The organism is Pseudomonas jilinensis (assembly GCF_003586265.1).
GTDB classification, from domain to species: Bacteria; Pseudomonadota; Gammaproteobacteria; order Pseudomonadales; family Pseudomonadaceae; genus Halopseudomonas; species Halopseudomonas phragmitis.
Window position 1 is genome coordinate 1 of sequence record NZ_QJSA01000027.1, and the last position, 10,266, is coordinate 10,266.

The 10,266-nt window shown below is 60.8% G+C and carries 10 protein-coding genes; 8 read left to right on the forward strand and 2 right to left on the reverse strand.

Going from position 1 to position 10,266, the window contains the following annotated elements:
* Positions 1-23: 23 nt before the first annotated feature.
* Both C2846_RS18225 and C2846_RS18230 read right to left on the reverse strand, forming a co-directional pair.
* Positions 24-1,001, reverse strand: coding sequence for a serine/threonine protein kinase (locus tag C2846_RS18225; RefSeq protein ID WP_080048318.1), 978 nt, complete (start codon positions 999-1,001; stop codon positions 24-26).
* Positions 1,002-1,116: 115 nt separating this feature from the next.
* Positions 1,117-1,830, reverse strand: a complete 714-nt coding sequence (locus C2846_RS18230; protein ID WP_119702167.1) for a ComF family protein — start codon at positions 1,828-1,830, stop codon at positions 1,117-1,119.
* A gap of 88 nt (positions 1,831-1,918) precedes the next feature.
* Here C2846_RS18230 and bioB point away from each other — a divergent pair, with 88 nt between their 5' ends.
* The 8 genes from bioB (at position 1,919) to C2846_RS18270 (ending at position 10,240) form a co-directional block, all read left to right on the forward strand.
* A complete protein-coding gene (gene bioB / locus C2846_RS18235) occupies positions 1,919-2,965 on the forward strand; it encodes a biotin synthase BioB (RefSeq protein WP_119702168.1) in 1,047 nt (348 codons plus the stop codon).
* 246 nt (positions 2,966-3,211) lie between these two features.
* Positions 3,212-4,381 (forward strand): 8-amino-7-oxononanoate synthase, encoded by a 1,170-nt coding sequence (gene bioF, locus C2846_RS18240; RefSeq protein ID WP_119702169.1) that lies wholly within the window; start codon positions 3,212-3,214, stop codon positions 4,379-4,381.
* Positions 4,378-5,094 carry an alpha/beta fold hydrolase gene (locus C2846_RS18245; RefSeq protein ID WP_080048314.1) on the forward strand — a complete coding sequence of 239 codons (717 nt, stop codon included), beginning with the start codon at positions 4,378-4,380 and terminating at the stop codon, positions 5,092-5,094. The genes bioF and C2846_RS18245 overlap by 4 nt, the downstream gene beginning before the upstream one ends.
* Positions 5,087-5,875, forward strand: coding sequence for a malonyl-ACP O-methyltransferase BioC (bioC, locus tag C2846_RS18250; protein ID WP_080048313.1), 789 nt, complete (start codon positions 5,087-5,089; stop codon positions 5,873-5,875). The genes C2846_RS18245 and bioC overlap by 8 nt, the downstream gene beginning before the upstream one ends.
* A 1-nt stretch (position 5,876) precedes the next feature.
* Complete coding sequence (gene bioD / locus C2846_RS18255) at positions 5,877-6,557, forward strand: dethiobiotin synthase (RefSeq protein ID WP_080048312.1); 681 nt, start codon at positions 5,877-5,879, stop codon at positions 6,555-6,557.
* Between the two features lie 67 nt (positions 6,558-6,624).
* Positions 6,625-6,933 (forward strand): flagellar basal body rod C-terminal domain-containing protein, encoded by a 309-nt coding sequence (locus tag C2846_RS18260; protein ID WP_205890279.1) that lies wholly within the window; start codon positions 6,625-6,627, stop codon positions 6,931-6,933.
* Between the two features lie 300 nt (positions 6,934-7,233).
* A complete protein-coding gene (locus tag C2846_RS18265) occupies positions 7,234-9,039 on the forward strand; it encodes a phenylacyl-CoA dehydrogenase (protein ID WP_080048310.1) in 1,806 nt (601 codons plus the stop codon).
* A gap of 433 nt (positions 9,040-9,472) precedes the next feature.
* Positions 9,473-10,240, forward strand: coding sequence for a DUF6615 family protein (locus tag C2846_RS18270; RefSeq protein WP_131038242.1), 768 nt, complete (start codon positions 9,473-9,475; stop codon positions 10,238-10,240).
* Positions 10,241-10,266 lie beyond the last annotated feature (26 nt).

Sequence of the window (10,266 nt, forward strand, 5' to 3'; positions counted from 1 at the left end):
CGCGTAGCGGCGTGGCAATCCAGTCAGAACAGCCGCAGCGGCAGTTCATCCAGTGCCGCGCGTTGCTCGCGCAGGGTCAGAACCTGTTCGGCCCAGTAGCGCTCACTGGCGAACCAGGGGAAGTGCTTGGGAAATGCCGGGTCATCCCAGCGTCGGGCCAGCCAGGCGCTGTAGTGAATCAGCCGCAGGCTGCGCAGCGACTCGATCAGGTTGAGCTGGCGCGGGTCGAAATCGTGGAATTCATTGTAGCCATCGACCAGCTCGGCCAGTTGCGCCTGGCGCTGGTCACGTTCGCCCGAGAGCATCATCCACAGATCCTGAACCGCCGGGCCCATGCGGCAGTCATCCATATCAACCATATACAGCAGGTCATCGCGCCACAGCAGATTGCCGACGTGCAGATCGCCGTGCAGGCGGATCGACTGGTACGGATGCTCGGCCATCTGCGCTTCAATCCGTTTCAGCAGGTCGTCGGCCACCGAGAAGTAGGCCGGGCGCAGGCTGTCCGGGACACAGTCGTGCTCACGCAGAAAGTTCAGGCTCTCATGCCCGAAATTGTCGACGGTCAGCGCCGGCCGGTGCTCGAACGGGCGCATCGCGCCAACCGCATGCAAGCGTCCGAGCAGGCGCCCCAGCATCAGCAACTGGTCAGGATCATCGAACTCCGGTGCCCGGCCACCGAAGCGGCGGAACAGACTGAAACGAAAGCCGGCATGCTCGAACAGGGTGCGGCCAGCGTAGGCGGTGGGCGCAATCACCGGAATATCGCGTTCGGCCAGTTCCTGGGAGAAGGCGTGCTCCTCAAGGATGGCCTCATCGGACCAGCGGTCCGGGCGGTAGAACTTGGCGATCAATGGTTGCTGACCCTCGATGCCAACCTGAAATACCCGGTTCTCGTAACTGTTCAATGTCAGAATACGGGCGTCACTGACCAGCCCCAGGCTTTCCACCGCATCGAGCACGGTATCCGGGGTGAGGGTGGCGAACGGGTGGGTGGACATCGGACAGCTCCGTATCTGAGGGGCAGGGGTGAAGGCTGATGGTTGCCGCAGACAAGGTCAAGTCTAACCGTCATTGCGAAGGCCGTTAGACCTGTGACAATCCATGTCGGGCTGGCTAAGGCGTGCGCGCCACGCACCAGACACTGACACTGGCCGCTCCGGCGGCCAGCAAGGTGCGGCTGGCTTCCTGGGCGCTGCTGCCGGTAGTCAGCACATCATCGATCAGCGCCAGATGCAGGCCCGCCAGCCGCTCGGGGTGGCGGCAGTGAAAGGCGCCGGCCAGATTGCGTCGGCGCTCGTCGGCATTGAGCCCTTGCTGGGCCGGTGTTGGCCGTTGGCGGATCAGATTATTGCTGTCGAGCTTCAGCTTCAGGCTGCGGGCTATTGGCCTGGCCAGCTCGAAGGCCTGATTGAAACCCCGTCGGGCCTGACGCTTGGGGTGCAGGGGCATGGGTAGCAGCAGATCCGGCCAGGCCAGTTGCCGTTCCTGATAATGATGCTGAACAGCGTCACTCAGCAGCCGGGCCAGCAGACGACCGTATGCTAACTGGCCGTGATGCTTGAACGCCGGGATCAGGCTGTCGAGTGGGAACTGATAGAGCAGCGGCGCAACAACCTGAGCAAAGGCCGGGGGTGACTGCTGGCATTTGCCGCACAACTGCTCGGCGCTGCTCAGCGGCAGAGCACATTGACGGCACTGTGGGCCTTGCCAGGGCAGCTCGGCCAGACAGCTCTCGCATAGCCCGGCAGCATTGGGTTGACTGCCCAGGCATAACAGGCAATGCGATTGGTTAAATAATAACCACTGGTAAACCTTGTGCTTGATCATGGGTTGACAGCCTCCTTGCCGTCGCTATGATGCGAGTCATAAGAGTTACCCCTTCGGGGGCACCGTGCAATCGCCAAGGATGTATTCCATGACCCAATCCGCACTTCGTCACGACTGGACCCAGGCCGAGGTTCTCGCGCTGTTCCGTCAGCCTTTCAATGACCTGCTGTTCCAGGCGCAGACTGTGCACCGCCAGCATTTCGATGCCAACCGGGTTCAGGTCTCCACGTTGCTGTCGATCAAGACCGGCGCCTGCCCGGAAGACTGCAAGTATTGTCCGCAATCCGGCCACTACAACACCGGCCTGGACAAGGAAAAGCTGATGGAAGTGCAGAAGGTGCTGGACGAGGCCGCCAAGGCCAAGGCCATCGGCGCCACCCGCTTCTGCATGGGCGCGGCCTGGAAACATCCGTCTGACAAAGACATGCCCTACGTTCTGCAGATGGTCCGTGGCGTGCGTGCGCTGGGGCTGGAAACCTGCATGACCCTGGGCAAGCTGACCAAGGAGCAGACCGCGGCGCTGGCCGAGGCTGGGCTGGACTACTACAACCACAACCTGGATACCTCGCCGGAGTTCTACGGCAACATCATCACCACCCGGACTTTTGGCGAGCGTTTGCAAACCCTGTCGTACGTCCGTGATGCCGGCATGAAAATCTGCTCCGGCGGTATTCTTGGCATGGGTGAAAGCCTGGAAGACCGCGCCGGCCTGCTGATTCAGCTGGCCAACCTGCCGGAGCACCCGGAAAGCGTGCCGATCAACATGCTGGTCAAGGTCAAGGGCACTCCGCTGGAAAGCGAGGAAGATGTCGATCCGTTCGACTTCATCCGCACCCTGGCGGTAGCCCGGATCATGATGCCGAAATCGCATGTGCGGCTGTCTGCCGGGCGCGAGCAGATGAACGAGCAGACCCAGTCGCTGGCGTTCTTCGCCGGCGCCAACTCGATCTTCTACGGTGACCGTCTGCTGACCACCTCCAACCCGCAGGCTGAGAAAGACATGCGCCTGTTCGAGCGCCTGGGCATCAAGCCGGAAGAGCGCGAAGAACATGACGATGAAGTTCATCAGGCCGCCATCGAGCAGGCTCTGGTGGAGCAGCGTGACAGTGCGCTGTTCGTCAATGCGGCGGTGTGAGGCTGTTTAGCCTCGGCCACTGGTCAGGCTGGGAAACGCTGATCAACTGCAATGCATCCAGTGTCGTGTTGTCCTACCCCTGGGACAGGCCGTCGATGCCCTGGACGGGCATCGTCGAGCGCCCAGGGATGGGTTCACAGCGTGCCTGGCCCAGGGGTAGGACAATGCGACAGGCGCAAGGTCCAACTTGATCAGTGTTTTCCTTGCACGGCTGCTGAAACGGCCTGCACTTTCTGAAGAGCCACTATGCCCTTTGATCTGTCTTCGCGCCTGGCTGAACGCCGCGCCACCCACCTCTACCGTCAGCGCCCGCTGCTGGAGTCGCCGCAAGGGGTGCGGGTGGTGGTTGATGGCCAGCCGCTGCTGGCGTTCTGCAACAACGACTATCTGGGGCTGGCCAGTCATCCGGCGGTGATCGAAGCCTTCGCCGAAGGTGCCCGGCAGTGGGGTGTCGGCGGCGGTGCATCGCATCTGGTGGTAGGCCACAGCAGCCCGCACCATGCTCTGGAAGAGGCCTTGGCCGAATTCACCGGTCGCCCACGGGCGCTGCTGCTGTCCAGCGGCTACATGGCCAATCTGGGCACGGTCACGGCGTTGGTTGGTCAGGGCGATACGGTGCTGGAAGATCGCCTCAATCATGCCTCGTTGCTGGATGCCGGGCTGCTCAGCGGCGCGCGCTTCTCACGCTATCTGCACAACGATATCGAAAGCCTTGGCAGCCGTCTGGCCAAGGCCGAAGGCAACACGCTGGTGGTAACCGACGGCGTGTTCAGCATGGACGGCGACCTGGCCGAGCTGCCGGCGCTGTGCGCCAAGGCCCGCGAGCACGGCGCCTGGGTGATGGTTGACGATGCCCACGGCTTTGGCTGCCTGGGCCGCAATGGTGGCGGGATCGTCGAGCATTTTGGCCTGAGCGTTGATCAGGTGCCGGTGCTGATTGGCACCCTGGGCAAGGCGTTCGGCACCGCTGGAGCCTTCGTTGCCGGCAGTGAGGAACTGATCGAAAGCCTGATCCAGTTTGCCCGCCCGTACATCTATACCACCAGCCAGCCGCCGGCAGTCGCCTGCGCCACGCTGCGTAGCCTGCAGTTGCTGCAGGGTGAGCACTGGCGGCGCGAGCGCCTGGCCCAGTTGATCGCCCAGTTCCGCCTGGGCGTCAGCGCGCTGGGGCTGAATCTGATGGACAGCCCGACCCCGATCCAGCCGATTCTGGTTGGCAGCAGCGAACGCGCGCTGGGACTGTCGGCGGCCCTGCGGCGGCGCGGCATTCTGGTTACCGCGATTCGACCGCCCACCGTACCGCGTGGCACCGCCCGGCTGCGGGTAACGCTGTCGGCGCTGCACAGCGAAGATGATGTCAACCAATTGCTTGAAGCGCTGCAACAGGCATTACGTGAACTGCCGGAGGGCGAATGAACAACCTCAGTCTGTTACCGGGCTGGGCCCAGGCCGCTGCCAGCATGCAACCGCTGACGGCAGCGCTGGGCGAAGAACTGCCGGGCTGGCAGGTTGCTGCCCATGAGTTGCCCGCGGTGCAGATGTCCAGCCTGGAGACCGATCTGAGTGAGCTGGCCGAGCGCCTGCCGCCCGGTGTGCTGGTTGGCTGGTCGCTGGGCGGGATGCTGGCCATGCAGTTGCAACGGCGTTTCCCTGAGCGTTATCGGCAGGTGGTGACTATCGCCAGCAATGCCTGCTTCGTTGCCCGCGAAGACTGGCCCGAGGCGATGGCCACTGCCACCTTCAAGGCCTTTCTCAATGACTTTCGCCTGCAACCGGACAAGACCCTCAAGCGCTTTGCCTTGCTGGTGACCCAGGGCAGTGATCAGGCCCGCAGCCTCAGCCGCATGCTGAGCTGGGATCAGGCCGACGAAGAGCAGCGCCTGCATGCCCTGGCTCTGCTTGGTGTGCTTGACCACCGCAGTGCCCTGAAAAACAACCCGACAGCCAGCCTGCATTGCCTGGCTGCGCGTGATGCCCTGGTGCCGGTGGCGCTGGCTGATCATTTGCGGACCCTGGCGCCGGGTGTGCGGCTGGTTGTGCATGGTCAGGCCAGTCATGCCCTGCCACTGGAGCAGCCAGTCTGGCTGGCGGCCCGGATCGGCGAGTTTCTCGAGGCTCGTGATGCCTGAGGCCGTGATCGACAAACAGCAGGTCGCCAGTTCGTTCGGGCGGGCGGCCGCCACCTATGATCAGGCAGCGGCCTTTCAGCGTCAGGTCGGGCACAACCTGCTTGAGCGCTTGCCAGCGGCCTGGCAGCCGGAGTACGTCGTCGACCTGGGTTGTGGCACCGGCTACTTCACCCGGGCGCTGGCCCGGCGTTATGCGGTGCCGGTTGCCGGGCTTGATCTGGCCGAAGGCATGTTGCGTTTTGCCCGTGAGCAGGGCGAGACCGGACATGGCTGGATCGCCGCCGATGCCGAGGCACTGCCGCTGCGGGATGAATCCCAGGATCTGATCTTTTCCAGCCTGGCGCTGCAGTGGTGCCCGGACTTGGGCAAGGCCCTGGCCGAGGCGCGGCGGGCCCTGCGACCGGGTGGGCGGCTGGCGTTGACTACACTGGTAGAAGGATCACTGAGTGAATTGCGCGCCGCCTGGCAGGCAGTGGATGGCTTCGTGCACGTCAATCGCTTCATGCCTGAAGCCCATCTGCGGGATTGTCTGGCCAGTGCCGGTTTTGCTGGCCTGAGCTGCGACATCGAAACCCATGTGCTGCATTACCCCCAACTCAGTGGCCTGACCCATGAACTCAAGGCGTTGGGTGCTCACAATATCAACCCCGGGCGGCCCGGCGGCCTGACTGGCAGGGCGCGCTTGCGAGCCCTGACCGAGGCTTATGAAAGCTATCGCCAGCCTCAAGGCCTGCCCGCCACTTACCACGTCGCCCAGGTTCAGCTTTATAAGGAGGGTTGAAATGTCCAAACGCTATTTCGTAACCGGAACCGATACCGAGATCGGCAAAACCACCATCGCCGCCGGCCTGCTGCATGCCGCCCGCCAGGCGGGCCTGACCACCGCAGCGGTCAAGCCGGTCGCGGCTGGCTGTGAACGCACCGCCGAAGGCCTGCGCAATGATGACGCGCTGGCGCTGCAGGCTGAATGTCATCCGCCGTTGGCCTACGAGTTGGTCAACCCGATTACCCTGGAGTCGGCCATTGCCCCGCATATCGCCGCCCGTGAGGAAAATGTCGGGCTCAGCGTCGAGCTGCTGGCTGGCGCCTGTTTGCAAGTATTCGACCGCAATGCCGATCTGACGCTGGTTGAAGGCGCCGGCGGCTGGAAGGTGCCGCTCAATGAGGAACAGACTCTGGCCGAACTGGCCGTTGATCTGAAACTGCCGGTGATCATGGTAGTGGGGCTGCGTCTGGGTTGTATCAACCACGCCCTGCTGACCGCCGAATCAATCGCCGCCAGCGGGCTACGGCTGGTCGGCTGGGTGGCCAATCAGGTCGATCCGAACATGAGCCGCCCGCGGGAAAACCTGGAAACCCTGCGCAAGCTGCTGCCGGCGCCGTGCCTGGGAGAAGTGCCCTGGCTGGAACAGGTTGATAGCCGCTGGGTCGCCGAATGCCTGGATCTGACACCACTGCTGTGAGGCAAAACTACCCATGGCTGGCCGATTGTGCTTGAATGACAACATCAATTTACCCGAGGACCAGCCTATGGCCATGCTTGATGTGATGTCCTCTGGCCTGAACAGTGTGCGTCAGGGCCAGCAACGGATGACCGGAGCAGCGAACGATATCGCCCGCCTGGCCCTGCCCGACGATCCGGCCGCAGCCCAGGCGGTACCGGCACAACCGGCCAACCCTCAACCCGTGGCCACCACTGCAGTGGAAACCAGCCGCCCGGTCAATCTGGTCGACAGCCTGGTTGAACTGCAACTGGCTCAGCGTGAAGTGGAAGCTGGCGCCTCTGTGATCGATACCGCCGATGAGGTGCTGGGCACCTTGCTGGATGTAACTGCCTGATTTTTTTACCCTTCTGAATTCCCTGCTGCTGCGCTGATACCTTCGCGCAGCAGTTCTCGTTTTCCTTCTGCTTTTCTCTGATCTGCTCCATTGGCCTGACGCTGAGTCCTGGGGCAGGCGCGCACCATTTACAAATTATTTATGGTCGGACATTCACGAGGGGTTGACAGTGTGCTGGCGTAAACGTATGTTTCAAACACGCGTTTGAAAGCTGCTTGTGCAGATGACTTTCAAAGGCCCCGTAACATAATTGCAGCCACAGGCTGTCGCATCCCGTAACAACCGTCGAGGTCAAGTGCCATGCCAGATTACAAGGCTCCCCTGCGTGACATCCGTTTCGTGCGTGATGAACTTCTGGGTTACGAAGAACATTATCAGAGTCTGCCGGGTTGCGAAGACGCCACTCCGGATATGGTCAATGCGATTCTGGAAGAGGGCGCCAAGTTCTGTGAGCAGGTGATTGCTCCGTTGAACCGCGTTGGCGACACCGAAGGCTGCACCTGGAGTCCGGAAGGCGTCAAGACCCCGACTGGCTTCAAGGAAGCCTACCAGCAGTTCGTCGAAGGCGGCTGGCCGAGCCTGGCGCATGACGTTGAGCACGGTGGTCAGGGCCTGCCCGAGTCGCTGGGTCTGGCGATCAGCGAAATGGTTGGCCAGGCCAACTGGTCCTGGGGTATGTACCCGGGCCTGTCGCACGGCGCCATGAACACCATCGACACCCACGGCAGCGACGAGCAGAAGCACGTCTACCTGACCAAGCTGGTTTCCGGTCAGTGGACCGGCACCATGTGTCTGACCGAGCCGCACTGCGGTACCGACCTGGGCATGCTGCGCACCAAGGCTGAGCCGCAGGCCGATGGCAGCTACAAGGTTTCCGGCACCAAGATCTTCATTTCTTCCGGTGAGCACGACATGGCCGAGAACATCGTCCATATCGTTCTGGCCCGCCTGCCCGACGCCCCGGCCGGCACCAAGGGTATCTCCCTGTTTATCGTTCCCAAGTTCCTGCCCGACGCCAATGGCGAGAAGGGCGAGCGCAATGGCGTATCCTGCGGCTCGCTGGAACACAAAATGGGTATCCATGGCAACGCTACCTGCGTCATGAACTTCGACGGCGCCACCGGCTTCCTGATCGGCGAGCCGAACAAGGGCCTGAACGCCATGTTCACCTTCATGAACACCGCCCGTTTGGGTACCGCTCTGCAGGGTCTGGCCCATGCCGAAATCGGCTTCCAGGGCGGCATCAAGTATGCCCGCGAGCGTCTGCAAATGCGTGCTCTGACCGGTGCCAAGGCACCCGAGAAAGCCGCTGACCCGATCATCGTTCACCCCGATGTGCGCCGCATGTTGCTGACCATGAAAGCCTTTGCCGAAGGCAACCGGGCAATGGTCTACTTCACCGCCAAGCAGGTGGATATTGTCAAGAACAGCCAGGACCCGGAGCAGAAGAAAGCCGCTGATGCGCTGCTGGCCTTCCTCACCCCGATCGCCAAGGCGTTCATGACCGAAGTCGGCTTCGAAGCCGCCAACCACGGTGTGCAGATCTACGGCGGTCACGGTTTCATCGCCGAGTGGGGCATGGAACAGAACGTGCGCGATGCCCGTATCTCCATGCTGTATGAAGGCACCACCGGCATCCAGGCCCTTGACCTGCTCGGCCGCAAGGTACTGATGACCCAGGGCGAAGCACTCAAGGGCTTCACCAAGATCGTCCACAAGTTCTGCCAGGCTCAGGAAGCCAACGACTCGGTCAAAGAGTTCGTTGCGCCGCTGGCTCAGCTGAACAAGGAATGGGCCGACCTGACCATGAAGATCGGCATGGCTGCCATGAAAGACCGCGAGATGGTCGGTGCCGCTTCGGTGGACTACCTGATGTACTCCGGTTATGTCTGCCTGGCCTACTTCTGGGCTGACATGGCCCGCGTGGCCGCTGAGAAGCTGGCTGCCGGTACTGACGACGCGGCCTTCTACAAGGCCAAGCTGCAGACTGCGCGCTTCTACTACCAGCGCATCCTGCCGCGTACCCGCGCGCATGTTGAAGCCATCCTGTCCGGTGCTGACAACCTGATGGACATGGCCGAGGAAGACTTCGCTCTGGGCTACTAAGCCCCGCGCAGTGCCTCAACAAAACCCCGGCCGGGCTACCTGGCCGGGGTTTTGCGTTTCTGTAGCCCAGGTTTGGGCGCTCAGCCACAAAAAATGGCCCTTGGCCTCCACGCGATAACGGTTTATCTTCAAACCATTATCGACAGGAGGTCAGCATGACCCAGCACGGACACGCAATCCGCAGCAGAACAGCCCTTGCCCTGCCATGCACCCTTGAATCCCATGCAAAACCCTGCGCCCAGTGTGCGCCAGGGCATGATTGTGCGCATGAAACAGAGAAGCCAAGCGATTACGTTGGAGTGTTTGGTGAGTTGGCTAAGGAATTGAATGTATGAGAGTTTTTTGCCCGTGTGTGTTGGGAAGTGCCGCAATCATAGAGAAGCCAATGATCTGTGGTCATAAAGCTGTCGATCCACTTCACTGTTAGGCACCTATGAAACATATGGATATCTGCAAAGCCAACATTGCACTGGGTCAGGAAGTGCATGACTTTATGGTCAATGTACCAGATGTTAATGAAGAGTCCGTTACGGATTTTCTGATTTGGCGTTGGCGCCAGTTGGACAGCCGCTTTAAGTACTTGTCCGCCAAGACTTTTACGAAGCATCAAGAACACCACTTAACTGGAGCCGATTTCGAATTGGAGCTTTGGCTGGTAGGGCGGAAGAAAGCTATTCCGTTATTGTTTCAGGCAAAGAAATTCATTAAATCCTTCGACTCCTACGTACGCAAGTTTAATTATCCAAGCAACAGCCAAAGCCAACTTGCCACTCTTCAGAATTATGCAGCCTCACGTTCGTTGCTGCCGTTTTACGCAATTTATAGCACCAATGCCGGAGGAGCCAAAGCATTGTGCGGCGGTCGGCGATTACAACGTAATGCTGGCGTTTTTATGTTGCCGGCCTCAGATGCAAAGGCTTTCGGTGACACTAAATTTGGCAAGCGGCTTGGGTTACAAACCATACTCAATAAATCCAATCCGTTTCATTGTATTTTCTGCTGTCCGTTGACGCGCAGCGGTAAATATTTCAGCCACTACTTTGACACAGAGTTAGATGGCGTCGTTCGGGACTCCGAGGAATTGCCACCGTATGTCCAAGCCCTCTTGCACTCTGAAAATCCTAGCGACAGAGAATCTTGGCCAGAAGAATGTTCACGTATAAAGGCAATCGGCGTGTACGATCTGAGGGAGGAAGAGTAAGTGCCCGAGTTACCCACGGAGAGTAG